Annotated in this window: 22 protein-coding genes; 12 read left to right on the top strand and 10 right to left on the bottom strand. The window is 64.2% G+C overall.

The annotated features are described in order from the left end of the window. Position 1: 1 nt before the first annotated feature. The 6 genes from ACLFLU_RS03505 to ugpB all read right to left on the bottom strand — a co-directional run bounded on the left by ACLFLU_RS03505 (position 2) and on the right by ugpB (position 8,417). Positions 2–1,720, bottom strand: a complete 1,719-nt coding sequence (locus ACLFLU_RS03505) for a dipeptide ABC transporter ATP-binding protein (protein WP_426410968.1) — start codon at positions 1,718–1,720, stop codon at positions 2–4. 94 nt (positions 1,721–1,814) lie between these two features. Then, positions 1,815–2,714, bottom strand: coding sequence for an ABC transporter permease (locus ACLFLU_RS03500; protein WP_426410967.1), 900 nt, complete (start codon positions 2,712–2,714; stop codon positions 1,815–1,817). Between the two features lie 3 nt (positions 2,715–2,717). Beyond that, positions 2,718–3,731: an ABC transporter permease gene (locus ACLFLU_RS03495; RefSeq protein ID WP_426410966.1), complete on the bottom strand. Its 1,014-nt coding sequence runs from the start codon at positions 3,729–3,731 to the stop codon at positions 2,718–2,720. 242 nt (positions 3,732–3,973) lie between these two features. Next, a complete protein-coding gene (locus tag ACLFLU_RS03490; protein WP_426410965.1) occupies positions 3,974–5,596 on the bottom strand; it encodes an ABC transporter substrate-binding protein in 1,623 nt (540 codons plus the stop codon). Between the two features lie 412 nt (positions 5,597–6,008). After that, on the bottom strand, positions 6,009–6,956 hold the full coding sequence (locus ACLFLU_RS03485; protein WP_426414209.1) for an aminoglycoside phosphotransferase family protein: 948 nt from the start codon (positions 6,954–6,956) through the stop codon (positions 6,009–6,011). Between the two features lie 156 nt (positions 6,957–7,112). After that, complete coding sequence (gene ugpB, locus ACLFLU_RS03480) at positions 7,113–8,417, bottom strand: sn-glycerol-3-phosphate ABC transporter substrate-binding protein UgpB (RefSeq protein WP_426414208.1); 1,305 nt, start codon at positions 8,415–8,417, stop codon at positions 7,113–7,115. Positions 8,418–8,731: 314 nt separating this feature from the next. Between ugpB and ACLFLU_RS03475 the strand changes: the two genes are divergently transcribed. The 10 genes from ACLFLU_RS03475 (at position 8,732) to ACLFLU_RS03430 (ending at position 19,898) form a co-directional block, all read left to right on the top strand. Next, on the top strand, positions 8,732–9,727 hold the full coding sequence (locus ACLFLU_RS03475; RefSeq protein ID WP_426410964.1) for a TRAP transporter substrate-binding protein: 996 nt from the start codon (positions 8,732–8,734) through the stop codon (positions 9,725–9,727). A gap of 63 nt (positions 9,728–9,790) precedes the next feature. Beyond that, positions 9,791–11,812: an ATP-binding protein gene (locus tag ACLFLU_RS03470; protein WP_426414207.1), complete on the top strand. Its 2,022-nt coding sequence runs from the start codon at positions 9,791–9,793 to the stop codon at positions 11,810–11,812. Continuing rightward, positions 11,782–13,527: an ATP-binding response regulator gene (locus ACLFLU_RS03465; protein WP_426410963.1), complete on the top strand. Its 1,746-nt coding sequence runs from the start codon at positions 11,782–11,784 to the stop codon at positions 13,525–13,527. Before ACLFLU_RS03470 ends, ACLFLU_RS03465 begins: the two co-directional genes overlap by 31 nt. 24 nt (positions 13,528–13,551) lie before the next feature. Beyond that, positions 13,552–14,289: a response regulator gene (locus ACLFLU_RS03460; RefSeq protein WP_426410962.1), complete on the top strand. Its 738-nt coding sequence runs from the start codon at positions 13,552–13,554 to the stop codon at positions 14,287–14,289. Positions 14,290–14,578: 289 nt separating this feature from the next. Further along, entirely contained in the window at positions 14,579–15,190 is a 612-nt protein-coding gene (locus ACLFLU_RS03455) for a sigma-70 family RNA polymerase sigma factor (protein ID WP_426410961.1), read from the top strand. A 305-nt stretch (positions 15,191–15,495) separates the two neighbouring features. Continuing rightward, entirely contained in the window at positions 15,496–16,194 is a 699-nt protein-coding gene (locus ACLFLU_RS03450; protein ID WP_426410960.1) for a cytochrome c biogenesis CcdA family protein, read from the top strand. 30 nt (positions 16,195–16,224) lie between these two features. After that, positions 16,225–16,788 (top strand): redoxin domain-containing protein, encoded by a 564-nt coding sequence (locus ACLFLU_RS03445; protein WP_426410959.1) that lies wholly within the window; start codon positions 16,225–16,227, stop codon positions 16,786–16,788. An 84-nt stretch (positions 16,789–16,872) separates the two neighbouring features. Beyond that, positions 16,873–17,847 carry a hypothetical protein gene (locus tag ACLFLU_RS03440; protein WP_426410958.1) on the top strand — a complete coding sequence of 325 codons (975 nt, stop codon included), beginning with the start codon at positions 16,873–16,875 and terminating at the stop codon, positions 17,845–17,847. Between the two features lie 365 nt (positions 17,848–18,212). Continuing rightward, the gene (locus tag ACLFLU_RS03435; protein WP_426410957.1) at positions 18,213–18,806 is read left to right on the top strand and encodes a L,D-transpeptidase; all 594 of its coding nucleotides are present in this window, start codon (positions 18,213–18,215) and stop codon (positions 18,804–18,806) included. A 54-nt stretch (positions 18,807–18,860) separates the two neighbouring features. Then, the gene (locus tag ACLFLU_RS03430; protein ID WP_426414206.1) at positions 18,861–19,898 is read left to right on the top strand and encodes an amino acid ABC transporter substrate-binding protein; all 1,038 of its coding nucleotides are present in this window, start codon (positions 18,861–18,863) and stop codon (positions 19,896–19,898) included. 194 nt (positions 19,899–20,092) lie between these two features. Here ACLFLU_RS03430 and ACLFLU_RS03425 read toward each other — a convergent pair whose 3' ends face one another. After that, complete coding sequence (locus ACLFLU_RS03425; RefSeq protein ID WP_426410956.1) at positions 20,093–21,232, bottom strand: acyl-CoA dehydrogenase family protein; 1,140 nt, start codon at positions 21,230–21,232, stop codon at positions 20,093–20,095. A 150-nt stretch (positions 21,233–21,382) separates the two neighbouring features. Next, a complete protein-coding gene (locus ACLFLU_RS03420) occupies positions 21,383–22,597 on the bottom strand; it encodes an acyl-CoA dehydrogenase family protein (protein ID WP_426410955.1) in 1,215 nt (404 codons plus the stop codon). 138 nt (positions 22,598–22,735) lie between these two features. On the opposite strand from ACLFLU_RS03420, the gene ACLFLU_RS03415 reads away from it, so the two are divergent. Both ACLFLU_RS03415 and ACLFLU_RS03410 read left to right on the top strand, forming a co-directional pair. Continuing rightward, positions 22,736–23,281: a carboxymuconolactone decarboxylase family protein gene (locus tag ACLFLU_RS03415; protein WP_426410954.1), complete on the top strand. Its 546-nt coding sequence runs from the start codon at positions 22,736–22,738 to the stop codon at positions 23,279–23,281. Between the two features lie 90 nt (positions 23,282–23,371). Further along, positions 23,372–23,866, top strand: a complete 495-nt coding sequence (locus ACLFLU_RS03410) for a VOC family protein (protein ID WP_426410953.1) — start codon at positions 23,372–23,374, stop codon at positions 23,864–23,866. Positions 23,867–23,994: 128 nt separating this feature from the next. On the opposite strand, the gene ACLFLU_RS03405 is transcribed toward ACLFLU_RS03410, so the two are convergent. Together ACLFLU_RS03405 and ACLFLU_RS03400 are read right to left on the bottom strand one after the other, a co-directional pair. After that, positions 23,995–25,233 (bottom strand): MFS transporter, encoded by a 1,239-nt coding sequence (locus ACLFLU_RS03405; protein WP_426410952.1) that lies wholly within the window; start codon positions 25,231–25,233, stop codon positions 23,995–23,997. A gap of 202 nt (positions 25,234–25,435) precedes the next feature. Then, a complete protein-coding gene (locus tag ACLFLU_RS03400; RefSeq protein ID WP_426410951.1) occupies positions 25,436–26,683 on the bottom strand; it encodes an MFS transporter in 1,248 nt (415 codons plus the stop codon). Positions 26,684–26,744: the final 61 nt, after the last annotated feature.

Genomic DNA, 26,744 nt, shown 5'->3' with positions numbered 1-26,744 from the left:
CTCAGTGTACCTGCAACGGCGGATGCGGGATCGCCGTCAGCAGTTCCTTGGTGTAGTCGTCCTGCGGATCGCTCAGGACCTTCTCGGAAGAACCTTCCTCGACGATCCGCCCCGTCCGCATCACAATGACACGATCGCACAACAAGCGCACTACATTCAAATCATGCGAGACGAACAGATAGCTCATACCTAGGCGCGCTTTCAGATCCTGGAGCAGGTTCAGCACCACCGCCTGCACCGAGACGTCAAGCGCCGCGGTCGGCTCGTCCAGGATGACGAGCTTGGGATGCAGCGCAATCGCACGGGCGATGCCGACGCGGGCCTTCTGGCCGCCGGAGAGCTGGTGCGGAAAGCGATCCAGCAGATTGTGCGGCAGACCGACCATGGTGGCCAGCTCCTCGCAGCGGGCGCGGAGCGCGTCACGCCCCCTGATATCGCCGAGCTGCATGATCGGGTCGGCGATCGCGCGCGCGGCGGTGAAGCGCGGGTTGAGACTGTCGGTCGGGTCCTGGAACACCATCTGGATACGGCTGCGCTGCGGCAGCCGGGCGAAGGCGGCAGGCGCAATGCCGCCGATGTCCTCGCCGTCGAACTGGATCAGGCCGGAGGTCTGGTCGAGCAGGCGCATCACCATCATCGACGTGGTCGATTTGCCGCAGCCGGACTCGCCGACCAGGCCGACGCTCTCGCCATGGCCGATCGAGAAGCTGATGCCGTCGACCGCGCGGAACACATCAGGCTCGACGGGCGGCTTGCGGCCGAACAGTTTTCCGAGCGTCGCGGTGGCGCCCTGGCGGGGATATTCCTTGACCAGCTTTTCGATGAGCAGGAGGGGTTTTTGGCCCTGTGCGCCTGCTGCGGCCGCTGGAGCAGACTCCGTGGGAGCAACGGCTTCCTCTTCGGGCAGCAAGTCTCGCAACGACACCCCGAGCCGCGGCGTCGCGCGCATCAGCTTCTTGGTGTAGGGGTGCTGCGGGTTGGCGAAGATGTCGGCGGCCTTGGCGGTCTCGACCACGCGGCCCTTTTCCATCACGACGACGCGGTCGCAATAGGCGGCCGCCAAACCGAGATCGTGCGTGATCAGGATGGTCGACATCGCGCGGCGCTTGGTCAGCTCGACGATCAGGTCCATCACCGCCTTTTGCGTAGTGACATCCAACCCGGTGGTCGGCTCGTCCGCGATCAGCAGCTGCGGATTGCAGGCGAGCGCGAGCGCGATGACGACGCGCTGGCACATGCCGCCGGACAGCTCGAACGGATAGGCGTGATAGCGCTCGCGCGGGCGGGCGATCTTGACCTGCTCGAGCGCCTCGATCGCCTTCTCGCCGCGATCGGCAACCTGGGCCTGCTGCACATGGGTGCGCAGCACGTCCTCGATCTGGTCACCCACTTTCCGGATCGGGTTGAGTGCCGCACGCGGGTTCTGAAAGATCATCGAGACTTCGCGGCCACGCAGGTCGCGCATCTGGTCTTCGGTCGCGGCCTTGACGTCGATGCCCGAAAACATCACCGAGCCCTCGGCGATCTTGCCGGCGCGGTCGAGGATACGCATCACCGCGTAGGACGTTACCGACTTGCCGGAGCCGGACTCGCCGACGATGGCGAGCGTCTCGCCCTTGGCGACGGAGATGTTGACGTGCTGCACGGCTTTGACGATGCCGCGGCGGGTGGTGAATTCGACGGTGAGATCCTGGACGTCGAGCAGCGGTTGGGCGGTCATGGATACCTCCCCTCACTCAAAGAGCTCGAAAACAACCCCATGCACAGTAGAATGGCGTTGGAATCGTTGAAGAATTTTCGCGGAAAATGGGTCATCACGTCCTCCGCTGGGGGTCGACGATGTCGCGCAGGCCGTCGCCGAGGAGGTTGAAGCAGAACACGGCGATCATCAGCGCAAGGCCGGGGAATAGCGCGATCCACCATTCGCCCGACACCATGAAGCCCGCGCCTTCGGCGACCATGATGCCCCATTCGGCGGTCGGCGGGCGGACGCCGAGGCCGATGAAGGAGAGGCCAGCGGCATTCAAGATGGCGTAGCCCATGGTCAGCGACATCTGCACGATCATGATCGGCATGATGTTCGGCAGGATGTGCACCAGCAGGATGCGGAATTCGCCGTTGCCCGAAAGACGCGCCGCCTGCACGAAGCCGGCATTGCGGCGGACATTCGCCTCGGCGCGCGCAACGCGTGCATAGAGCGGGAAGTTGACGATGGCCGTGGCTAGAATGATGTTCTGCACGGTGTTGCCGAGCGCGGCGACGATGCCCATCGCCAGCACGAACAGCGGGAAGGCCATGATGGTGTCGGCGATGCGGCCGACGATGCGATCCGTCCAGCCGCCGAAATAGCCGGCGGCGATGCCGGCGAGCCCGCCCATCAGGAACACCAGCACGACGGAGGCGACCGCGATGAAGGTATCGAGCCGCGTCGCCACCACGACACGGCTGAAGATGTCGCGGCCCAATTGGTCGGTGCCGAACCAGTGAGCTGCGGACGGCGGTTTCAGCGCCGCGGCGGTGTCGGAGGCGAGCGGATCATAGGGCACCACATAGGGGCCGAAGATCGCGGCGATCAGGATCACGACCAACAAGGCGAAGGCAAAGCCCGTGACCTTGTTCTCGCTGAGAACGTAGCGGGTCTGTTCGAGGATCGCGGTTAGTCCCGACGTGCGGGCGGGACCAACGGGTTCAACGGCAGGCGCAACGGAGCTCATGGTTCAGCCCTCCAACCTGACGCGCGGATCGATCACGCCGTACAGAATGTCGATCACGAGATTGAGCAGCACGTACATCACCGCCATGGTCAGCACGAACCCCTGCACCGGCGCGAAGTCCGACGAGATCAGCGCTTCCACCGCATAGGAACCGATGCCGGGCCACGCGAACACTTTTTCGACCAGCACGTTGGCCCCTAACAGGAACGAGAACACCATGCTGAGCGTGGTGATGACAGGCAGCATGGCATTGCGAAACGCATAGGTGACGATGACGGTCGTCGGCGATAGCCCACTGGCGCGCGCGGTGCGGACGAATTCGCTCGCCAGCACCGCCAGCATCGAGGCGCGGGTCATGCGCGCGATCGGCGCCAGCGAGAAGATCGCGAGCGTCGTCGCCGGCAGGATGAGCTGGCTGAGCGCCGAGCGAAACGCCTCGAAGTCACGCGCGATCAGCGTGTCGATCAGATAGAAGCCGGTGACCGTCGGCGGCGCGCTGTAGAAGACGTCGAGCCGGCCGAGCGGCGCGGGTGACCAGCCGAGCCGGAAATAGAAGAAATAGACCAGCACCAGGCCGGTGAAGAAGACGGGGAGCGAGACGCCCGCGGTTGTGGTGATGCGACATAAATGGTCGACCCATGACCCTGGTCGCGTTGCTGCGAGCACGCCAAGCGGGATGGCGATGACGATAGAGACGATCAGGCCGAGCAGTGTCAGCTCGGCGGACGCCGGAAGTCGGTTGCGAATTTCGGCTGCGACCGGCTGGCCTGTCGTGAGCGAGTTGCCGAAATCGCCATGCGCGAGATCGTTGGTGTAGCGGAAGAACTGCTCGATCAGCGGCTTGTCGAGGCCGAGCTTTTTGCGGATCTGCTCGACCGCTTCCTTGGTGGCGGCGGGGCCGGCGAAATACGCCGCCGGATCGCCCGGCAGCGCGCGCGTCAGCAGGAAGGTGACGATGACGACGCCGATCAGCGAGGGAATCGCGAACATCAGGCGCTTGCCGATCATGGTGAGCATGATGATGTCCTCTCGCGCTTCGCTTTGAAATGAGATCGCGCAACGCACTCCGTCGCGTTCCCTCCTCCCTTGCGGGGGAGGGTTAGGGAGAGGGGTAGCCCCAACGAAGGTCTGAGTTTGTGGCCACCCCTCTCCCCGACCCTCCCCCGCAAGGGGGGAGGGAGCGAGAGAGTGGTGGCTGCCTCACTCGAATCAACGAAGCGGACAGGTGCCGATGCGTCGCCGACGATCAGCATGACGCCTCACCCCTTCGCCAGCGCGCGATAATCCAGACGGCGGTGGAACCAGTATTGGTAACCGCTGATGTTCTTCTGCATCGCGACGTTGACGAAGGGCTGGTACAGCGGGATGCGCGGCATGTCGGTGTAGGCGAGATCGACGAAGCCCTTCACGTCGGCATCGTACGTCGCGGTGTCGCCGATGGCAGCCGCGGTGCGCGCGCCGTCGATCAGCTTGTCCATCTCCGCCGACTTGTAGCTCATGGTGTTGAAGACGGAATTGTTGCCGTGATAGCACCAGTAGAAGAAGTATTCGGGGTAATCGAGCCAGCCCGAGAATACGTTGGTGAAGAGCGGCATCTCCTTCTTGTTCAATTCGGTGCGCCAGTTGGCGCCGGGCACCTTGTTGATGGTGGTCTTGATGCCGATCTGGGCAAGGCTCTCCTGCACCAGCACGCAGAGCGGCTCGTTGACGCCGGCGAAATTGAGGTCGAAGGAGATCGTGGTCTCGAAGCCGCCAGCGAGGCCTGCTTCCGCCATCAGCGCCTTCGCCTTCTCGATGTCGGTATTGTATTTGTGCGGCTGCGGCCAGGCGACTTCGGTCGGCTTGTCCTTGGGCGCGCCGAACATCGGATTCGCCAGCCCGAACATCACGGCGTCCATGATCTTCTGATAGGGCAGCGCATAGGCCACCGCCTGGCGGACCTTTGGATTGTCGAACGGCGGCCTGGTGACGTTCATGCCGATATACTGGATGCCGTTGGAGAATGGCAGCGACACCACGTTGAGCTTGCCGTTCGCCTTCATCTCCTGGAAATCCTTGTTCGGCAGCTCATAGGAGATGTCGGCGTCACCGCGCTCCAGCAGTGCGCGGCGGTTGCCGGCCTGCGGCACCATGCGCCAGATCACGCGCTTGATCTTCGGCAGCGGACCGCAGACCCAATCCTCGTTGCGCTCCATGATCACTTCGGTGCCGGCCGTCCACTTCGTCACCTTGTAGGCGCCGGAGCCCGCGGTCTGCTGCTTCGTGAATTCGAGACCCCAGGGATCCTTCTCGTTTGCGTTCTTCTTGACGAGCTCGGAGTTGACGATGCAGGGCACGATCACCGCGAGGTCGGGGACCGTCAGCCTGTCCTTCTTCAGGAAGTCGACGCGCACCGTGTGGTCGTCGATGACAACGAACTGCTCCGGCTTGGTCAGCGAGCCCGCGCTCATCTGAAAGGTCGGGAAGCCACCGACGCTGACCGCACGATCGAGCGACCACTTCACGTCCTTGGCGGTGACGGGCGTGCCGTCGTGGAATTTGGCGTTCTTGCGCAGCTTGAAGGTGACCGACATGTCGTCGATCTTGAACTCCTCCGCGAGCTCGGGCTTGAACTTGTCGCGGTCGTAATAGGGCACGCCGCCGGGACCGACCTTCATCTCGTGGCTGATCAGCCGGTCGTAGCAATTCCAGGACACTTCATAGCCGGGCACGTTGGTGCCGACGCCATGGATGTCGAGATTGTTGGGGCCGCCCTCCGAGACGATCAGCAGCGTCTCCGAGCGCGCATCGGCATAGGCCGAGGAGATGACCTGTGGCATCGCCGGCAGCGCCGCGCCGGCGGCCAATCCGGAGACGGATTTGAGGAAATCGCGGCGCTTCATGAGGATGCTCCAACTCAAAAAGTTTCTGGTTGGAACTGGATTCGCAAGGTTCGTGCCAAGGCTTAATGAGGCCTTACCTGCGGCTTAATGCATTGATATTACTAATAAAGCAAAGAGTTTGACGGGCGAAGCTCAAACGCTCAGGCTATGGGAATTGCATACAAAGATGCTAATTTGCTCATAAAATAGACTACTGTTTGCATCGGCTTATTTGATGGGCGATTCGTCGACCTCAGCCGTCGTCCTGGCGAAAGCCAGGACCCATTACCCCAGGGAGTGGTTTGGCGAAGACTCGTGGTTACCAACCTCGCGCAATGACTCCTCCCTGGGGTAATGGGTCCTGGATCGGCGCTCCGCTCCGCTGCGCTTGTCCAGGACGACGACGGTGGTTGGGACGCCGACCTTCGCTCTCCTACTCAGCCCAGATCAACTCCTGCAGCGCGACCAGATCGTCCGCGTTGTCCTGCCAGCCCTCGATACAGATGTGGCTGTTGAGGTCACTGGCCTGGTGCAACAGCATCAACGCCATCAGGCGGCGCTTCAGCGCGTAGTCCAGCTTCTCGTAACCAAAACCCTGGAGCAGGCTGCGCACCCTCCCCGGCCGGCCCGCCGACATGAAGGCGCTCGGGCCGAGCAGATCGTAATCGCGCCACCCGGCCCTGACGTCGCCGAAGTCGAACAGGCCGGCGAGCGACCAGTCGCCGTCGTGGCAGGCGAGCAGGAAGTTTTCCGGAATGTATTCGCCGATCAGGATCACCGGCGGCGCGTCCATCGGGATCAGCGTCGCGGCGTCACGCAGCAGATCGTCGAGGCCGGCCAGGAATTTCGGCGCAAGGCCGAGGCGGGTGTGCCGCGCACGGCAGCCCTGCATCTGGGCGCGCATGAAGTCGCTCCAGCGCGGTTCGATTTGCGCGAGCGGGCCGAGTGGCGCGCGCTGCACGGCGGCAATGGTCTCGCCAATCTGGCGCAGCACGCGCTCCTTCTGCGCTTCCGCGAGTTGCGGCCACGCCTCCGAGCCGAGCGTGCCGGCGAGGCGCGTGATGACCAGATAAGGCCAGCCGTCGCGCATCCCCTCCGCGACGATCTCGGGGATCGGCAGATGAAGCCGGCCCTTCAGCTGCATCAGCGAGCCCCGCTCGGAGACGAATTGCGCACGCAGCAGCGGCGGGAAAATTTTCAGAATCAGCGTCTCGCCGAGCCCGACCACGAGATTGGTGCCGGTCGAGAACACATGCGGCGCGCTGACGTCGATGCCGTGGCCGCGCACGATGTCGAGCGCGACCGGCAGCCATTGCGGCGGATCGGAGCGAAAGGCGCGGAAGGACTGCGCGTCGGCGAAGTGAGGTAGTGTTATCGACATCGCGCGCTTGATACGTTTGAGTTCGTCATGGCCGGGCTTGTCCCGGGCATCCACGTTCTTCGAGCCGCGGCCAAGGCGTGGATGGCCGGGACAAGCCCGGCCATGACGATGTGGAAAGGTCTCGTGCTCCAAGTAACCAGGCTTCCATCCCACCCGCTACCGCTCAGGGCTGGCGCGCTCGAACTGGCGCAAGAGTTTGTTGCCGCGCACGACCGCGGCATCGAGCGCGGCTTGCGCGCTTTTCTGGCCGGAGAAGGCCTGCTCCAGCTCCTCTTCGATCGTGCCGCGGATCAGGTTGAAGGAGCCGAGCCTTATGCCCTTCGAATTCTCGGTTGGCGGATGCAGCGTAATCTCCTCGAACGAGATCGCCGAGCCCGGATTGCGCTCGTAAAAGCCTTGCGCGCGCGTCAGCTCGAAGGAGGCGCGGGTGATCGGCAGGTATCCTGTGTTCTGGTGCCAGGCGGCCTGCACACCGGGCTGCGACAGATAGGCGAAGAACCGCGCCACGCCCTTGTACTCCTCGCGCGGCCGGTCGCGCAGCACCCACAGCGTGGCGCCGCCGATGATGGAATTCTGCGGCGCACCCTTCACGTCGGGCCAGTACGGCATCATGCCGTAGCCGATCTCGAATTTCGAATTGGCCTTGATGTCGGCGCGCGTCGCCGAGGAGCCGATGAAGATGCCGCATTCGCCGTTCTGGAAGCGCGGCTCGGCCGACTGGCCGCGGCCGCTATAGTCGAACAATTTTGTCTTCTGCCATTCGGCGAGCTGGGCAATGTGTTTCACGACGACCGGGTTGTTGATGGTCAATTCCGCATCGAGGCCGGCAAAGCCATTGGCGCGCGTGGCCAGCGGCAGATTGTGAAACGCCGACAAATTCTCGACATGGATCCAGGATGGCCAGGACGTGGTGAAGCCGCAGACGGCGCCGCGGTCGCGCAGCCGTTTTGCAGCAGCGCCAAGCTCGGGCCACGTCTTCGGCGGCGTCTCGGGATCGAGGCCGGCGTCGCGGAACATGGTCTTGTTGTAGTAGAGGATCGGCGTCGACGAGTTGAACGGGAACGACAGCAGATTGCCGCTCGCATCGGTGTAATAACCGGAGACCGCCGGAAGATAGTCGTTGAGCGAGAACGGCTCGCCCATGTCGCGCATCATGCTGTAGACCGGATAGATCGCGCCCTTGGCTGCCGTCATCGTGGCCGTTGCGACCTCGTTGACCTGGACGATCGCCGGCTGGCTGCGCGAGCGGAAGGCGAAGATCGCAGCCGTCACCGTCTCGGTGTAGTTGCCCTTGTAGGTCGGCACGACGCGGTAATCGGACTGCGAGGCGTTGAAATCCGAGGCGAGCTTTTCGAGCTGCTTGCCGAGCTCGCCCGACATGGCGTGCCACCACGCGATGTCGGTGGCGGCGTGCGCTTCGCAGCTCAAGGCGAGGGCCAGGGTGGCGGCGGCGACCTGCAAAAGGCGCGATGTTGAAGTCACGATGGCTCTTCCCGGATCAAGCGGCAAAAGGCGACCGCACCCTGCTTAAGGCGCGGCACAAGCGGTTTCAACCGGGAATGAAGGCGGGCTGCGCCGCACAATCGCTCCGGGGCCCCCGGCGAGATGGCCTTCCCATAATCATCTGCTGGAGCCCGTTCCGATCGGGACGGACTCCAGATTCCTGATTTGACGCGTTTTCTTGACGCGAACCGGTATCCACTTCGCTTGAAAACGCTTTAGATTGCATTGAACCTTTTTGTCCCGCCATAGACTCCATCTCTGAGGGGTTGAGTGTGCCAGTGCTAAACCGTGCCGAACTCTCACGGACCGGGGTGATCTTCGTCGCGCTTCTGCTCGCCATCTGCGCGACGGGAGCTGCTGCGCGCGAATTCCGCGCCGCCGACACCCAGACCGAGGATTACCCGACCGTCCAGGCGCTGCGCTACATGGGCGCGCTGATCGCCGAGCGCACCGGTGGCCGGCACGAGATCAAGGTGTTTCACTCCCGCCAGCTCGGCGAGGAGAAGGAGACCATCGAGCAGACCCGCGCTGGCGCGATCGACCTCAACCGGACCAATGTGGCCCTGATCGGCAATTTCGTTCCGGCGATGAACGTGCTCGCCATGCCGTTCCTGTTCCGGTCGATCGAGCACATGCAGAAGGTGCTGGACGGGCCGATCGGCAACGAGATTTTGGGCAGCTTCGAGCCCTATGGCTTCGTCGGGCTCGCCTTCTACGATTCCGGAGCACGCTCGATCTACAATGCCGTCCGCCCCGTGAAGAGCATCGCCGATCTCAAGGGATTGCGAATCCGGGTGCAGCAATCGGAGTTGATGAGCGAGATGATCCGCTCGCTCGGCGCCGAGCCGGTCGAATTGCCCTATGGGCAGGTGCTCACGGGGCTCGCGACCCATCTGATCGACGGCGCCGAAAACAACTGGCCATCCTTCGTGACGACAGACCATTACAAATATGCCGGCTACTATACCCTGACCGAGCACACGATGAGCCCGGAGGTCCTGGTGATCTCGCTCAAGGCCTGGCGCAGCCTATCGGCCGACGACCAGACCATCTTCAGGGAAGCCGCGCTGCGCTCCAGCAAGTTCATGCGCGAGAAGTGGCGCGATCTCGAGGAGCGGTCGCAGCGCAAGGCCGAGGCCGCCGGCATCACGGTGATTAAAGACATCGACCGCAAGCCGTTCGAGGACGCGATGGCGCCCATCTATGCCAAGGCCGCGAAGGATCCCGCCGCGGCCGCGCTGATCGAACGCATTCGCAAGGTGGAGTGAGGCTGCTTGATCGCGCCCGGACACAGCGAACTCGCAGAGCGGCCGCACGGCCCGATCGGGCGGATGCGTGCGCGGCTGGTCGGCCTGCTGCGGGCGGTGCCGATCCGCTGGCGCATCCTGTCGATCGCGGCGCTGAACTCCGCCGTGGTGATCGTGCTGGTGGCGATGATCTGGAACGGCGCGCAGGTCTTGGGCTCGGCCTGGGACGACGTCCGCCAGGTGCGCGAATCCGATCGCATTCTGGCGCTGCTCGAAAGCGAGACCGGACGCCTGCAGAACCTGATCCACCGCTACATCAACCAGCCGAGCCCGGACCTGTTCGCCGAGATCCTGCTGCTGCGCGAGGCCGTGCTCGGCACGCTGACCGACCGCGCCGCCAAGGACCCGATGCTGTCGGGCTCGGTCGAGGAGCTGGAGCGCACCACCGACCGTTTCCTCAACGGCTTTGGCGAGCTGCGCAGCGTGCAGGCGACCATCGCCAGGACCTATGAGGAGCAGGTGCAGGGCCCGGCCAAGGACATGGCGGGCCTGTACTCCATCATCGAGGGCGCCACCGGCCATCGCGACGCGCTGATCTGGCCCTCGCTCGGCAAGTCGCGCGAGGCCTTCACGGCGATGCTGGTCGCAGCCAACTCCTATTATCTGTCGCTGTCGCCCGGCGCCGCCGACGATGCGCGCCGCAACACCGAGACGATCGAGACGACCATTCCGGTCATGATCGATCTGGCTGACAACGATTTGCAGCGCATGGCGCTGCAAAAGCTCAGCGCCCGCACCATGGCGCTGCGCGAAGGCTTTGCAAAGCTCTCCGAGCAGCTGATGAGCCGCACCGAACTCCTGCGCAACACCATCGACGCCAGCCAGGCCGAGGCGATCGGCGCCATCGACGACCTCTCGACAAAAATGCGCCAGCGCGAGCAGAAGGCGCAGGAGACGTTTGACCGCACGCTGGCGGATATCTCGCGCCGGGTGCTGTCGATCGCCGTGATCTTCCTAGGCATCATCCTGACTGCCGGCGTGCTGATCGCACTGTCGATCCGGCTGCCGCTGCAGCAGATCATGGCGGCGATGCGCGCGATCACGCTGGGCGATCTCGGCCGCGAGGTGCAGGGCACCAAGGCGCGAGACGAAGTCGGGGCGATGGCGCGCGCGGTGGAGGTGTTCCGCGAGAATGCGATCGCGAAGCGCCAGACCGAGGACGAGCTGCGGGCGTCGAAGGAAAAGGCCGAGAGCGCGCTGCTCGAGCTCAACACCGCGCAGCAGAATCTGATCGACGCCGAGCGGCTCGCAGCGCTCGGCGGCCTCGTCGCCGGCGTCGCGCATGAGGTCAACAACCCCATCGGCATCAGCCTGACCGTGGCCTCGAGCTTTGCGAGGCGCAGCGAGATCTTCGAAGCCCAGCTCAAGGGCGACGGCGGCCTGCGCCGCTCGCAGCTGGAAGAATTCGTGCAGGCCTCGCGCGACGCCTCGCAGCAACTGGTCGCCAACCTCACCCGCGCCGGCGAGCTGATCCAGTCGTTCAAGCAGGTCGCGGTCGACCGCTCCCATGCCGAGCGGCGGCAGTTCTCATTGAGCGAAGCTACCGACCAGATCATCGCGAGCTTGAGGCCCGTGCTGAAGCGCTCGCCGATCACGCTCCAGGTCGACGTGCCGGAGGGGCTCCTGCTCGACGGCTATCCCGGTTCCTACGGCCAGATCCTGACCAATCTGTTCCTCAACGCCGCCAACCACGCCTTCGCCGACGGGCGCGCCGGCACCATCACGATCGCAGCAAAGCCGCGCGGCACCGAGGATATCGAGATCATCTTCGCCGATGACGGGGCCGGCATGACCCCCGACGTGCAGCGCCAGGCCTTTGACCCATTCTTTACCACCCGGCGCAATGAAGGTGGCACGGGACTGGGGCTTCATATCGTCTATAACCTCGTCACCCAGCAGCTCGGCGGGCGGATGATGCTGGAATCCAAGCTGGGACAAGGCACTACCTTTCGGATTATCATGCCGCGGATCGCCAAGGGCGGCGCGCAAAGCACAGAAAGCGACGGGACTTCGCAATGGCCGAACAGGACGATGTCCTCCACCTGATCGACGACACCGGTACCGCGTCGGAGGATATGGACGCCCGGAAATGGAAGATCGCCGTCATCGACGACGATTCGGCCGTGCATGACGGCACGCGTTTTGCGCTCTCGGACTACAGCTTGAACGGCCAGGGCCTGGAAATCCTCTCCGCCCATTCCGCGGCGGAAGGTCGCAAGCTGATGGCCGCGCACAGCGACATCGCCGCGGTGCTGCTCGACGTCATCATGGAGACCGACGTCGCGGGCCTCGAGCTGGTCGAATACATCCGCAACGTACTCAAGAACGAGACCGTGCGTATCATCCTGCGCACCGGACAGCCAGGCCAGGCGCCGGAGCGGCGCGTGATCGTGCAGTACGACATCAACGACTACAAGGCCAAGACCGAGCTCACCGCCGACAAGCTGTTCACCTCGCTGACCGCCGCGCTGCGCTCCTACCAGCAGCTCGAGCGCATGGTGCAGACGCGGCGCGGGCTCGAGATCATCATCGATGCCGCATCCACACTGTACGACTTCAAGTCGATGCAGCGGCTCGCCGAGGGCGTGCTGACCCAGCTCGCCTCGCTGCTCAATGTCGACTGCGCCGGTATACTGGTCCTGCGCGACAATGGCGGCGTCGATCCCGAGCTCTCGGTGCTCGCGGGCAGCGGCTGCTACAGCCGCTTCATCGGCACGACCTCATCGAAGGCGCTCGACCCTGATCTGCGCCAGCTGGTGGAGGACGCGTTCCAGCGCCGCAAGAACGAATTCGCCGACCATCGCAGCGTGATTTACCTGCGCACCGGATCTGGCCGCGAGGTCGTGGTGCTGCTGCAGTCCGAGCGTGACCTGTCGGAGACCGACCGCTCGCTGGTCGAGATCTTCTCCTCTAGGCTCTCGATCGCGTTCGACAACGTCATCCTCTACCAGCAGCTCCAGGACGCCAACACGCAGCTGGAAGACCGCGTCGCCCAGCGCACCCGCGCGCTGATGCAGGCCAATCGCCGGCTCTCGGCGCAATGGCTGCGGCTGCAGCGCGCCAACGGCTTCAAGAACGAGATTCTGGGCACGGTCGCGCACGATCTGAAGAACCCGCTCGGCGTCATCCTCGGCCGCACCGAGATGCTGAAGGAGCTGATCTCGACCGGCGCGTCGGCGAGCGGCGTGGTCGCCCAGGTCGACCACATCCGCGATGCCACCAAGCGCCTGACCACGATGGTCGATCATCTGATCTCTGACGCGATGGCGGACGCCTTCGACATCACCATCCGCCGCGAGCCGGTCGACGTTGCGGCCCTAGTGAAGGAGGTCGCCGAGGCCAATCAGCCGCTCGCCGTCAACAAGCAGCAGGCCATCCAAGTCACCGCGCCGGCCAACATCGTCACCATGTGCGACACCGACCGCATCCGCGAGGCGATCGACAATTTGATTAGCAACGCCATCAAATACTCGCCGATCGCTGGCAAGATCACCGTGGCGGTCACGCATGAGGGCAACAACACCGTCATCCGCGTCAGCGACGAGGGCGCCGGGCTGTCGCCGGAGGATCTCGGCCGCCTGTTCGGCCGGTTCCAGCGGCTATCCGCAAAACCGACCGGCGGCGAGAGCTCGACGGGGCTTGGGTTGTCCATCGTCAAGCGTATTATCGACATGCATGGCGGCGAGGTAACCGCCGAAAGCGACGGGCCGGGCCAGGGCTCGACCTTCACCATCACCCTGCCCGCGACCGAGATGCCGTGATTTGAGTACCGAGATCTGAGTGACATGACACAAAGCCAGCACATCATGATCGTGGACGACGAGGCCCCGGCTCGGGAGATGGTCGGCGATTACCTCAAGATGCACGGCTTCACCGTGACGCTGTGCGACGGCGGCAAGAGCTTGCGCACCGCGATCGACGGCAGCATGCCCGACCTCGTCGTGCTCGACCTCAACATGCCCGAGGAAGACGGCCTCTCGATCATTCGCGACCTCAAGAGCCGCATCAACGTTCCCGTCATCATGCTCACGGCGACCGCGAGCCCGATCGACCGCGTCGTCGGCCTCGAGCTCGGCGCCGACGATTACGTCGCAAAACCCTGCGAGCTGCGCGAGCTGATGGCGCGCATCCGCTCGGTCTTGCGGCGGAGCGCGCCGGTGAAGGTCGCGGCGGCGGAAACGGCGGCGGCAAAATCCGACAAGGATCAATTGGTGCGCTTCGGCACCAAATGGCTCGATCTCGAAGCGCAAGCCTTGCGCGACGACGAAGGCAACGAGCATCCGCTGACCGCGTCCGAATTCGGGCTGTTGAAAGTGTTTGCGGCCAATCCGAAGCGTGTGCTCTCGCGCGAGCGCCTGCTGGAATTGGCCAATGCGCGCGACGCCGAAGCCTTCGACCGCGCCGTCGACCTGCGCATCATGCGCATCCGCCGCAAGATCGAGCCCGACCCGACCAAGCCCGCCGTGATCCGCACCATCCGCGGCGGCGGCTATTTGTTCTCGCCGGCGGGCGAAAAGGCGTAAGGGACGCGGCATCCCTCTGCCGTCGTCCCGGCGAAGGGTGTAGCGCGACCAAACGCAAGCCCCGGAAATTCGTTCCTCCCAGTCCAAATCCGCACACCAGTACTTTCCGCATATTGAAATTACACGCCTTTTTGCCTCGAATGTTTCGTCGCGGCCTTTCCGACGAAACAATTTGGCGGCGCACGAAACCATTTTCCGCTTTTCGTGCAGACGTCCCGAAACGTTGGCTCATTAACACTTTGATCCAAGGAAACGCCGCTCGGTTGCGGCGCTACGGGGAGCTAAGTCAATGCCGAACGTCATCGCCATCAACGCCCAAGCCAGCCAGGGCATCATTGCCGCTCAGGCGACCTCGGACGACATGCTCCTTGAGAGCATTGCCGACGGCAACCGGACGTCCATGCACATCCTTTATTGCCGTCATAACGTGCGCGTCTATCGCTTCATCCTGCGCATCGTGCGTGACGCGACCACGGCGGAAGACCTGGTCAGCCAGGTGTTCCTGGACGTGTGGCGGACCGCCGGCCAGTTCCAGGGCCGCTCGCAGGTCTCGACCTGGCTGCTGTCGATCGCCCGCTTCAAGGCGCTGACCGCGATGCGCCAGCGCCGGTTCGAGGACATCGACCAGGAGGACGTGCGGCAGATCCCGGACGGCAACGACACGCCCGAGACCTCGCTCGACCGCAGCGACACCAGCGCCATCCTGCGCGCCTGCGTGCAAAAACTGTCACCGGCGCATCGCGAGATCATCACCCTCGTCTACTACCATGAGAAGTCGGTGGAGGAGGTCGGGCAGATCATCGGCATCCCCCAGAGCACGGTGAAGACCCGGATGTTCTACGCCCGCAAGCAGCTCGCCGATCTGCTTAAGACTTGCGGCGTCGACCGGTTCGCCGCCTGAGGCCAAGGATTTCAATGGGATAGGGCCGGACTACCGGCCCCATCCCGGGACACGAAAGAGTTACCGCCGACGAAACAAATGAAACAAACCACAACATGGGGCGGAAAAACTTCGTCCCTATAAAGCTCACATACGGTTTCGTTAAACCTCCCAAGACCTCCAGCGACCCGGACGGGATGCCCCCCTCCGGGTCGTTTTGTATTTGGGGGGTAGGTAGGGTCGCTCCCGTCACGAACGTGTGACGCCGCGTAACGATTCCCGCCTCCATCCCGAACTGCCCTCGTGACCCCCATCACGAGTGCCCCATGCTCGAACTCCTCTTCGCTATCCTCGCCGGCATCCTCACCATCGCCGCACCCTGCACGCTGCCGATGTTGCCGATCCTGCTCGGCGCCTCGATCGGGCGCACGTCGCATCTGCGCCCGGCGATGATCGCGCTCGGCTTCGTCGTCTCCTTCTCGGCGGTCGCGCTGCTGCTCGGCGCGCTGACGCGGGCATTCGATTTCGATCCGAATGTGTTGCGCGAGGCGGCTTCGATCCTGCTGATCGGCTTCGGCCTGTTGATGCTGTGGCCGGCGCCGTTTGAGTGGCTGTCGATCCGGCTCAATGGCTGGCTCAATTTCGGCGCCGCCGGCGGCGTGCAGCGCGAAAGCGCGTTCGGCGGCCTCGTGCTCGGCACTACGCTCGGCCTGGTCTGGACGCCCTGCGCCGGCCCCGTGCTCGGCTCGATCCTGACGCTGGTCGCAACCTCGAAGAACCTGGCCTGGGCCGGCACGCTGCTGGTGGCCTACGCGATCGGCGCTGCGATCCCGATGCTGGCGATCGCCTATGGCGGACAGGCCGCGACCACGCGCGTGCGCAGCCTCGCACGCATCTCGCCGCGGCTGCAGCAGGGCTTTGGCGTGGTCGTGATCGCCTTCGCGCTCGCCGCCTACTTCCAGTACGACACGCTGATCGTGGCGTGGCTCACCGGCTTCTACCCCACCGGCCAGATCGGCCTGTGATCGCTTCACCTCTCAACGGAGAACATGTCCATGACCTTCAAACTGCTTGCCGTCTCCGCCGCCCTGATCGGCTTCGCAGTCACCGGCGCCGTCATCCCCGGCATCTGCGACGAGGCCGCGCGCGCGGCGCCGATCACCGTCGCGGCCGCGACCCAAGGGACCGCGCCGGACTTCACCGGCATCAGCAACTGGTTCAACTCGAAGCCACTGACCATCGCCGACCTTCGCGGCAAGGTCGTGCTGGTCGACTTCTGGACCTATGGCTGCGTCAACTGCGTCAACACGCTGCCGCACGTCACCGACCTCTACGCCAAGTACAAGGACAAGGGCCTCGTCGTGGTCGGCGTGCACACGCCGGAATTCCCGTTCGAGCGCTCCGCCTCCAATGTGCAGGCCGCACTGAAGCGCCACGGCATCACCTATCCGGTGGCGCAGGACAATGATTCCAAAACCTGGAACGCCTACCGCAACCAATATTGGCCGGCGCAATACATCATCGACCAGAGCGGCAAGATCGTGTTCCAGCACGAAGGCGAAGGCCGCTATGACGAGATCGACCGCGCCGTGGCCAAGCTGCTGAACGCCAGCAGCTGATGCCGCATGCCGCGGCCCTGCGTTGTTGCTTGACTCCACGGCCCCCTCCGTGGAGGTTCGCCGCGACACAAATCAGCCGCCGCTATGGACGACGCGACCACCCGCAACGATATCCGCCTTCGCGAAGGCTCCTCGATCGCGCAGCGGCTGGTCGTGGCCGGCTCGGCGGCGGCCGTTGCGCTGTGCTTCACGCCGGGACTGTTCACGCACGACATCCTCGAAGTGATCATCTCCGTGGTCGCGCTGCTGGCGGGCGCCGCGTTTGTCGGCGCCGTCATGCTGACCCCGGCGGTGGTGTGGATCATCACGCCGGATGAAATCCTGATCGGACGGCAACGTCCGTTCGGGAAGCTCCAGACCAGGATCGTCACGAAAGGCGACATCCTCGGATTACAGGTTCCCGGCAGCAAGACGTCCAAGGCTCGCTTCCAGCTGGCCTTCACGCTGGCCTCGGGCGAGCGCCTGACATCGCCGCCTCTCTCCGACGTCACGCATGTGCGCGACACCGTGGCCCGGATCGCGGCGCAATTCGATGTTCCCGACGTCGAGGCCCCGATCAATCCGCTCGATGCCAGCAATCCCGAGATGCGTCTTGGCGACCCCGTCGAGCCGTTTTCCCAGAGAGACATCCGGATCGCGGCCTTGATCGCCGTCGCGCTGAGTGTCGCGCCCTATGCCTACAGGCTCTGGCGTGGCCTGCAGCCCCAATGGATCGACTATACGCTGCTGCCGCTTGGCGTGGTCGCCGCGTTCGGCGTCTATCGATTTGCCAATCTCCTGACCGGCGCCTTCTGGATCATTCGCGAAGGCGATATCCGCGTCGAACGCCTGTGGGGCAATGGCACGCCGCGCGCGGACCACATCGACGGGCAAAACGTGAAAGCGATCACGGTCGAGCGCCGCGGCCGGTCCGAGGATGAGCACTGCATCGTGGCGATCCGGTTGCAGTCCGGACGACGGTTTCGCAGCCCCCGCATCGGCTCGCGCAACGAGGCCCGCGCCGTGGGCGCCGAGATCGTCCGGCGGCTTGGGATCGGGGCGGAGGCCAGTCAGATTTAGCTGGCATCCAGCGCCAATTGGTTGGAATCGATCTCGCCCCGAGTTCGATCTGAGCCTCTCCCGCTTGCGGGAGAGGTCGCCGCGCAGCGGCGGGTGAGGGCTCTCTCCGCATCGGGATTGTCCCATTGAGGAAACACCCTCTCCCCGGCCCTCCCCCGCAAGCGGGGGAGGGAGCGCACTACCTTCGCGGCAGCAATCTGGGCTTTTCGCGCCATCCCCCCGTTCAGGGCATTGCCGGGCCTCGTCAAAAAACCAAAGCATTCTCGTGACATATCAGAGGGCAGCGCCTTGAACTTGCCACGAAGCTGCCCCTGAGTTCAGATGGTTCCTGACGATTTGCGCTGTTGCAGCGGGGAGAGCTTGAAATGACGGATTTTCGTCGCCTGACCGGGGCGTTTGTGGCTGTGATCGGCCTGATCCTGACCGCGCCGCAGGCCTTCGCCCAGCAGCCCGACCGCGGCGACGAGCCGGGCCTGATCGCGGACGACAGCTACCAGCTCGATCCGGAATGGCAGAAGCAGGTCGTCTACTACCGCACGACCGAGGCGCCGGGCACGATCATCATCTCGACCTCGGAGCGTCACCTCTATCTGGTGCAGCCCGGCGGGCGCGCAATCCGCTACGGCATCGGCGTCGGCCGCGACGGTTTTCAGTGGCAGGGGCTGGTGAACATCACCAACAAGAAGGAGTGGCCGGACTGGACGCCGCCGTCGGAAATGATCCAGCGCCAGCCCTATCTGCCGCGCTTCATGGCCGGCGGTCCCGGCAATCCGCTCGGCGCCCGCGCCATGTATCTCGGCACCACGGTCTACCGCATCCACGGCACCAACCGTCCTGATACGATCGGCACCAAGGTATCCTCGGGCTGCTTCCGTCTCGTCAACAACGACGTCGCCGACCTCTACGATCGCGTCCCGGTCGGGACCAAAGTCGTCATCCGGCAGAAGCCTGAACTTTAAATATCCCGCCTCTTCCAGAATTCCTTTTCCCGATAAATTCGAGAGAGCAACATGATGCGCACATTTCGAGGCGGCCTGCTGATCGGGCTCGCGGTCGCCGTGCTGGTCGCTGCCTTGGCCATCACCTACGAATTCTACGACACCCGCACCTTGAAGCGCACCGTGCGCCGCGGCGAAGTGCTGTGCGGCGTCAACAAGGGCCTGCCGGGCTTCTCGATCCCCGACGACAAGGGCAACTGGACCGGTTTTGACGTCGATTTCTGCCGCGCGGTGGCGGCTGCGATCTTCGACGATCCGAGCAAGGCGCGCTTCGTGCCGCTCGACGCCAGCGAGCGCTTCAAGGAATTGCAGAGCCGCAAGGTCGACATCCTCTCGCGCAACTCGACCTGGAGCATGTCGCGTGAGCTCGACTACGATCTCTACTTCCCGGCCGTCGCCTATTACGACGGCGAAGGTTTCATGGTGCCACGCTCCCGCAACAAGGAGACGTCGCTGGACCTCGCCGACAGCAAGGTCTGCGTGCAGGCCGGCACCACCACGCTGCTCAACCTCGCCGACTACTTCCGTGCCAACAACATGAAGTATGAGCTGGTGAAGTTCGACAAGCTGGAAGACGTGGTGAAGGCTTACGACACCGGCAAATGCGATACGCTGACCGCCGACGTCTCGCAGCTCTATGCGCTGCGGCTGAACATGTCCAAGCCCGGCGATCACATGATCCTGCCCGACGTGATCTCCAAGGAGCCGCTCGCCCCCGTCGTGCGCCAGCGCGACGACGACTGGATGATGATCGTGAAGTGGACCCTCTACGCCATGATCAACGCTGAAGAGCTCGGCGTCACCTCGGAGAACATCGACGAAGCGCTGAAGTCGAAGAAGCCGGAAGTGATGCGGCTGGTCGGCACCGAGGGCAATTACGGCGAGCAGCTCGGCCTGACCAAGGACTGGGCCGTGCGCATCATCCGCCGCGTCGGCAATTACGGCGAGATGTATGAGCGCAATATCGGCGAGAAATCACAGCTGAAGATCCCGCGCGGCATGAACCAGCTGTGGAACGCGGGTGGCGTGCAGTATGCACCGCCGATGCGGTAAGGGTCGCGGGACTCTCCGGTGTCGTCCCGGCGAAGGCCGGGACCCATACCGCGTGATCTATCGATAAGCGCAGCTAACAGTACCGCGCGAAGACCCTTCAACTGCGAGTCTTCGCCAAACTACTCCCTGGGGTTATGGGTCCCGGCCTTCGCCGGGACGACACCTGATATTCAGGCGCTACTGTACCCCTCGCCTCAATACCCCCGCGCCCGCGCGAGCTGTTCGGTGTGGTAATTCGCATCGCCGAACAGCTCCTCGCACACCCTTGCGCGCTTCATGAAGAAGCCGATGTCGAACTGGTCGGTCATGCCCATGCCGCCATGCATCTGCACGCCTTCCTGCACCGCGCGGGTGGCGGTGGTGCCGGCGCGCGCCTTTGCCACGGCGACGGCTGAGGCGGCCTTGGCGATATCGGTATCCAGCGCCTGCAGCGCCTTCATCGTGGCGGCGCGGGTGATCTCGATGTCGACATAGAGCTCGGCGGCGCGATGCTGCAGCGCCTGGAATTCGCCGATCAGCTTGCCGAACTGCTTTCGGTTCTTGAGATACTCGACGGTGCGGTTGAAGACTTCATCGCTGAGGCCCACCATTTCGGCGGCGACCGCGCCGCGGCCGATATCGAGCACGCCGTCGAGCAGCGCCGCGCCCTGATCGACCTCGCCGAGCACGCTGTCGGCATTGACCTCGACATTGGCAAGCTCGATCCGCGCCGCATTGTGCGCGTCGACCATGATGGTGCGCTCGATCGCGACGCCCTTGGCTTTGGGATTGACCAGGAACAGCGTCAGGCCGTCGCGCTCACCGGTCGAGCCAGCGGTACGCGCCGCGACGATGAAGAGATCGGCGACATGGCCGTCGACCACCAGTGCCTTGGCGCCCGAGAGTTTAAAACCGTTGCCGGCGCGCACGGCCTGCAAATTCGTCTGCAGCGGGCGATGCTTTGCGCCCTCATCGATCGCGAGCGTCGCGAGCAGCGAGCCGTTCGAGATTTTTGGCAGATACTCGGATTTCTGCGCGGCATTGCCGCCGCGGTTCAGCGCTGAGGCCGCGACCACGCTGGTGGCAAGGAAGGGCGACGGCATCAAGGTGCGGCCGATCTCCTCCATCACGACGCCTGCTTCCATGAAACCGAGGCCGCTGCCGCCGAACTCTTCCGGCACGAGCAAGCCGGCAAACCCCATCTCGGCAAAGGAGTGCCACAGCTCCTTGGAGAAGCCGGCGGGATCTTTGCTGTCGCGCAAGGATCGCAGGTGCGAGACCGGCGCCTTGTCGCTGATCAGCCCGCGCGCGCTGTCGCGGAGCATCGATTGTTCTTCGGTGAGGACGAGGGCCATGGTGGTTGTTTCCGATTCGAAATCTATTTGTCTTCGTCATTCCGGGATGCGCCGTAGGCGCAGGCCCGAAATCCATACTCCCGACTGGTGGTTATGGATTCCGGGCTCGCGCGTTGCGCGCCCCGGAATGACGGGTGGTGAGAGCGCGCCTTACGCCCCCGGCAAATCCAGGATGCGCTTGGCGACGATGCCGAGCATGACCTCGGACGTGCCGCCCTCGATCGAGTTGGCTTTGGTGCGCAGCCAGGCGCGCGGGCGGGCACCTTGGCGCGAGCGCTCGCTCTCCCATTCCAGCGCGTCGACGCCGCCGGCCGACATCAGGATCTCGTAGCGGCGCTTGTTGAGCTCGGTGCCGTAATATTTCATCGCGGACGAGAACGCCGGATGCGCCTGCCCCGCCTTGGCGAGATCGACGGCACGCTCGGCGCAGGCCGCAAGGGCTGCCTCATCGACGTCGAAGCTCGCGATCCGGCCACGCAGCATGGAATCGTCGAGCCGCCCCAGCGCATCGGAGCCGACCGAGTCGGCCGCGATCTGGCCGAGTGGACGGCCGACGCCGCGCTCGCCCATGCCGGAGATCATCGCACGCTCGTGCTGGAGCAGATATTTTGCGACGTCCCAACCGCGATTGACGGTGCCGACCACATGCGATTTCGGCACGCGGACACCGTCAAAGAAGGTCTCGCAGAACGGCGAATAGCCGGAGATCAAGAGAATTGGCTTGGTCGTCACGCCCTTGGACGTCATGTCGAACAGGATGAAGCTGATGCCGTCGTGCTTCTTCGCGGCCGAGTCGGTGCGCACCAGGCAGAAGATCCAGTCGGCGTAGTTGGCGTAGGAGGTCCAGATCTTCGACCCCGTGATGACGAAATCGTCGCCATCGCTTTCGGCGCGGGTCTGCAGCGAGGCGAGATCGGAGCCGGCGTTCGGCTCGGAATAGCCCTGGCACCAGCGGATCAGGCCGGCCGCGATCTTCGGCAGATGCTCCTTCTTCTGCGCCTCGTTGCCGTATTTCAGCAACGCGGGTCCGAGCATCCAAATGCCGAAGCTCGACAGCGGCGGGCGCGCGCCCATCTTCGCCATCTCGGAACGCAGCACCTTGTGCTCGGCCGCACTGAGGCCACCGCCGCCGTATTCCTTCGGCCAGTCCGGCACGGTCCAGCCTTTGTCGCGCATGCGCTCGAACCAGACGCGCTGTGGCTCGGACGAAAACTTTGCGTTGCGTCCGCCCCAGAACACGTCGGTGTCTGACGTCGCGGGCTTGCGCATTTCCGGCGGGCAGTTGGCCTCAAGCCAGGCGCGCGTTTCGCCGCGGAATGTTTCGAGATCGTCGTTCTCAGCTTCACTGGTTTTGGAGTCAGTCATTGGTCGTTTCCATCAATCACAATCGACTTGTTGGGCGCGACTCTGGGCCATCGCACTGCGGAATTCAACCACTTCCGTGTCGCGTCATCCGCTATAGTCGCGACCGCGACGGTGCTTGAAAACAAAGAGGAAACGAGAATGCGCCTGAAACTTCTTTCGCCTGGCGAAATGAACGAGAGCCAGCGGCAGACCTATGACGAGTCGATTGCCGGCAAACGCGGCAAGCCGCCGGCGCCGATGATGGCCTGGCTCAACAGCCCCGATATGGCGCGTCACGCCACACGGCTCGGCGAAGTGCTGCGCTACGACACGATCTTCCCGGCAAAGCTCTCGGAGATCGCGATCCTGGTGACGGCACGGCACTGGACCGCGCATTACGAATGGTATGCGCACAAGCGCCTCGCGCTTGCGGGCGGCATAGATCCGAACATCATCGACGCGATCCGCGACCGCCGCACGCCGGAGTTCGACGATCCCAAGGGGAAGATGATCTACGACCTCGCGAAGTCGCTGCACGAAGGCCACGGCGTCGAGAAGGGGCTCTACGATGAGGCCGTGAAGCTGCTCAGCGAGCGCGGCGTCGTCGAGGTGATCGGGCTGTGCGGCTATTACACGATGGTATCGATGACGCTGAACACGTTTGAGTTCGAGCTGCCCGAGGGCGAGGTGCCGGAGCTGTCGTAGTTTCGTCTCCGGAAACGATGGGTTTCGGGATCAGCCAGTAGCGCTGTCCCGAAGCCGGACCTATGTGGATGGCAGTAACGGAGCAACACCATGGCGCAAACCCCAGCCGTCGCCCCCGGCACCAGAATCGGCCACGTCCACCTCAAGGTCGCCGACCTTGATCGGGCGCTCGGCTTCTATTGCGGCGTGCTCGGCTTCGAGGTGATGCAGCGGATGGGCTCGGGCGCGGCCTTCATCTCGGCCGGCGGCTATCATCACCACATCGGGCTCAACACCTGGGAAAGCAAGGGCGGCTCACCGCCGCCACCAGGCACCACCGGGCTGTTTCACACCGCAATCCTCTATCCGACCCGGCCGGCGCTGGCGGATGCGCTGCACCGGGTGCTGACGGCCGGCATTGCGCTGGATGGCGCCAGCGACCACGGCGTGTCCGAGGCACTGTATCTGCGCGATCCCGACGAGAATGGCGTGGAGCTGTATTGGGACAAGCCGAGGGAGCAATGGCCGTTCGGGGCGGATGGCAAGCTCGCGATGTTCACGAAGCGGCTGGACGTCGAGGGGTTGCTGAAGCAGCGGGAGGGGTGAGCTCCGCTCTCTCCTCGTCATTGCGAGCGCAGCGAAGCAATCCAGAATCTTTCCGCGGAGACAGTCTGGATTGCTTCGTCGCAAGGGCTCCTCGCAATGACGGAGTTTGTTGAGACGCCGTCGCGACTCTAGGCCACCTTCACGCGGGGCGTCCCCCGCACCATGATCAGCGCCGCGGCCATCACCTCCAGCGCAATGCAGAGATAGAACGGCAGCGCGTACCCACCGGACCAATCGCGCAGCAAGCCGACCACGCCGGGGCCGAACGCGTAGGTCACCTGGTTGATCGCGGTGTTGAGGCTGATCAGCACGCCAAACGAGGCGGAATCGAATTCCTGCTGCACGATCAGCGACGGCAGGGTGATGAGATTGCCGACGGAGAAGCCGAACACGGCGCAGGCCGCGATCAGCACGTAATCATTGTGCAGATTGATGACGACGCCCAGCGCGGCGGCCTGGCTCAGAAATGACAGCGCGGATGCCAGCCGCTGGTTGAGGCGGTCGATCACCATTGAGAACAGGACACGGCCGATCACCGCCATCGCAGTGAGCACCGCGACGGCCACGGCGGCGCGTTCGCGCCCGATCACAGGATCGAGGAACGAGATCAGGTGCACGATGAAGCCGACCTGGGCGAACAGCACCAGCGCAAAGGCAATCGTCACCGTGAGGAAGCCGACATCGCGCAGCGCGCGGGAGCGGATCTCTGCCGATGATTGCGGTTTTGCTTTCGCCGCCCCATGCCAGCCATGGAGATCGGGCGGCCGGCCCACGACCAGCAAGATCACCGGCAGGAGCAGCACCAGCATGGCGCCTGATGTGGCGAACATCGCGTTTCCGAAGCCGATATGGCTGATCATCGTCACCAGCAGCGGTACGCCGACGATGCCGCCAAAACTGGCGCCGTTCAGCGCCAGGCTGATCGCCATGCCACGCTTGTGGTCGAACCACAGGCTGATCGTGTTGGTGATCATGGCGAGGCTGGTGCCGGCCCAGCCGAAGGCGAGCACGGCATCGGCGAGATAAAGCTGCCAGGGCTCGCGCACCGCGCCGATCGCGACCGCAGCGGCCGCCATCGCCAGCGTGCCGGCGATCAGGCAAAGGCGCGGGCCGTACTTCCTGACGGCCTCGCCGACAAAGACGACGAGCAGCGCGCCGAACAGATAGAAGAACGTCGTGCCCGACGAGATCAGCGAGGCCGGCCAGCCCCGCGCGCGCTGGAGCTCGGCGACATAGACGCTCTGGCCGTAGAAGCCGAGCCCCCAGCCGAAGGTCGCGAGCAGGAAGCAGACCGCGACGATGCGCCAGCCTTCGTAGCGGAGAGAGGATTCGTCGTGGGGAGCTGTGTGCTGTGGATTGTCTAGCATGCTGCTTACTCCGTCATGCCCGGGCTTGTCCCGGGCATCCACGTTCTTCGATCGCGCGTCTAAGACGTGGATGGCCGGGACATTTTGCGTGAAGACGCCCTTCGCGCTTTTGCCCGGCCATGACGCATCAACTAATAACTCGCACCCGAAAATCACTTCGACCGGGATCGAAGTATCAACGTTGCTGACAGTCTCCTGCCACTCAAATCGCGTCTGGGAACTCGCCCATCGCCGCGTCCAGCCGCGCCCTGCGGCGGCGGGCAAAGGACGCGAAAGAGAGAACCGCGAGACCGAGCACGACCGGCGGGAACACCACCATGTTCACGGCCGACCAGCCGTAGTTGGCGAGCAGCTGCCCCGAGGAGAACGAGCCGATCGCCATCATGCCGAACACCAGGAAATCGTTGAAGGCCTGCACCTTGTTGCGCTCCTGCGGGCGGTGCGTCTCCAGCACCAGAGCGGATGCGCCGATGAAGGAGAAATTCCAGCCCACGCCGAGTACGATCAGCGTCGCCCAGAAATGCATCGCGGTGATGCCGGAGAGACCGATGCCGGCCGCGCCCGCTTCCAGCAGCAGGCCGGCGGCAACGATCTTCGGCGCACCGAAACGGGCGATCAGAGCGCCGGTGAAGAAGCTCGGGCCGTACATGGCGACGATGTGCCATTGAATGCCGAAATTGGAATCGGACAGGCTGAGGCCGCACATCTTCATGGCGAGCGGTGCCGAGGTCATCACCAGGTTCATCATGGGATAGGAGATGACGCCGCAAAGGGCAGCCGCGATGAAGCGCGGCTGGGTCACGATGGTGAGCAGGGGCCGTCCGCCATGCAGATCGGCCGGCGCCGGCTTCGGCATGTCAACGCCGGCGACGATGCCCATCGCAACCAGCGCGACCGCCGCCTGGACCAGGAAGCTGAAGGCGAACAGATAGGGCGACCAGACGTCCATGGTCCATTGCACCAGTTGCGGACCGAGCACACCGGCGAACACGCCGCCCGCCATCACCCACGACACGGCTTTCGGCCGGTAGGCCGCGCTGGCGCCGTCGGCGGCCGCGAAGCGATAGGATTGCGCCACCGAGCCGTAGAGGCCACCGAGGAAGGTCGCCAGACAGAACAGCGAGAACGAGGCGTGCAGGATCGCGAACGAGCCGATGAGACCGGTGAGCGTGCCGAGGCCGGTGCCGACAACAAAGGCCGCGCGACGGCCGAAGCGGCGCGAGATCGCGCCGGTCGGCAGCGTGCCGGCAGCGAGGCCCACCACATACATCGAGATCGGCACGGTCGCGAACGACATGTCGGGCGCGAGCGTGGCCCCGACGATCGCGCCGGTGGCGAAGATCACCGCCGAATTGGCGCCGGTCAGCGCCTGGGCTGCCGCAAGGCGCACCACATTGGCACGCACGCGCGCGTCATCGGTAATCTCGTTGGCAGTCGTCACGTCCAGCATCGGCATTTCCGCCCGAAGGCCCTTGTTGATTCCCGGCACTATGGAGAGATGAAGGGGGTCG

This window comes from Bradyrhizobium ganzhouense (assembly GCF_049949285.1).
GTDB lineage: Bacteria > Pseudomonadota > Alphaproteobacteria > Rhizobiales > Xanthobacteraceae > Bradyrhizobium > Bradyrhizobium ganzhouense.
The sequence above is the reverse complement of the archived record's forward strand: the minus strand, read 5'-3'. Positions and strand labels throughout refer to the sequence as shown.

Bases quoted from the DNA above. Each gene is read 5' to 3' on its own strand.
- ACLFLU_RS03400 (WP_426410951.1), bottom strand. From the start codon at position 26,683: ATGCTGGACGTGACGACTGCCAACGAGATTACCGATGACGCGCGCGTG.
- ACLFLU_RS03470 (WP_426414207.1), top strand. From the start codon at position 9,791: ATGCGTGCGCGGCTGGTCGGCCTGCTGCGGGCGGTGCCGATCCGCTGG.
- ACLFLU_RS03405 (WP_426410952.1), bottom strand. From the start codon at position 25,233: ATGCTAGACAATCCACAGCACACAGCTCCCCACGACGAATCCTCTCTC.
- ACLFLU_RS03420 (WP_426410955.1), bottom strand. From the start codon at position 22,597: ATGACTGACTCCAAAACCAGTGAAGCTGAGAACGACGATCTCGAAACA.
- ACLFLU_RS03490 (WP_426410965.1), bottom strand. From the start codon at position 5,596: ATGAAGCGCCGCGATTTCCTCAAATCCGTCTCCGGATTGGCCGCCGGC.
- ACLFLU_RS03455 (WP_426410961.1), top strand. From the start codon at position 14,579: ATGCCGAACGTCATCGCCATCAACGCCCAAGCCAGCCAGGGCATCATT.
- ACLFLU_RS03465 (WP_426410963.1), top strand. From the start codon at position 11,782: ATGGCCGAACAGGACGATGTCCTCCACCTGATCGACGACACCGGTACC.
- ACLFLU_RS03435 (WP_426410957.1), top strand. From the start codon at position 18,213: ATGACGGATTTTCGTCGCCTGACCGGGGCGTTTGTGGCTGTGATCGGC.
- ACLFLU_RS03445 (WP_426410959.1), top strand. From the start codon at position 16,225: ATGACCTTCAAACTGCTTGCCGTCTCCGCCGCCCTGATCGGCTTCGCA.
- ACLFLU_RS03450 (WP_426410960.1), top strand. From the start codon at position 15,496: ATGCTCGAACTCCTCTTCGCTATCCTCGCCGGCATCCTCACCATCGCC.
- ACLFLU_RS03440 (WP_426410958.1), top strand. From the start codon at position 16,873: ATGGACGACGCGACCACCCGCAACGATATCCGCCTTCGCGAAGGCTCC.
- ACLFLU_RS03495 (WP_426410966.1), bottom strand. From the start codon at position 3,731: ATGCTCACCATGATCGGCAAGCGCCTGATGTTCGCGATTCCCTCGCTG.
- ACLFLU_RS03485 (WP_426414209.1), bottom strand. From the start codon at position 6,956: ATGTCGATAACACTACCTCACTTCGCCGACGCGCAGTCCTTCCGCGCC.
- ACLFLU_RS03500 (WP_426410967.1), bottom strand. From the start codon at position 2,714: ATGAGCTCCGTTGCGCCTGCCGTTGAACCCGTTGGTCCCGCCCGCACG.
- ACLFLU_RS03425 (WP_426410956.1), bottom strand. From the start codon at position 21,232: ATGGCCCTCGTCCTCACCGAAGAACAATCGATGCTCCGCGACAGCGCG.
- ACLFLU_RS03505 (WP_426410968.1), bottom strand. From the start codon at position 1,720: ATGACCGCCCAACCGCTGCTCGACGTCCAGGATCTCACCGTCGAATTC.
- ACLFLU_RS03410 (WP_426410953.1), top strand. From the start codon at position 23,372: ATGGCGCAAACCCCAGCCGTCGCCCCCGGCACCAGAATCGGCCACGTC.
- ACLFLU_RS03415 (WP_426410954.1), top strand. From the start codon at position 22,736: ATGCGCCTGAAACTTCTTTCGCCTGGCGAAATGAACGAGAGCCAGCGG.
- ACLFLU_RS03460 (WP_426410962.1), top strand. From the start codon at position 13,552: ATGACACAAAGCCAGCACATCATGATCGTGGACGACGAGGCCCCGGCT.
- ACLFLU_RS03430 (WP_426414206.1), top strand. From the start codon at position 18,861: ATGCGCACATTTCGAGGCGGCCTGCTGATCGGGCTCGCGGTCGCCGTG.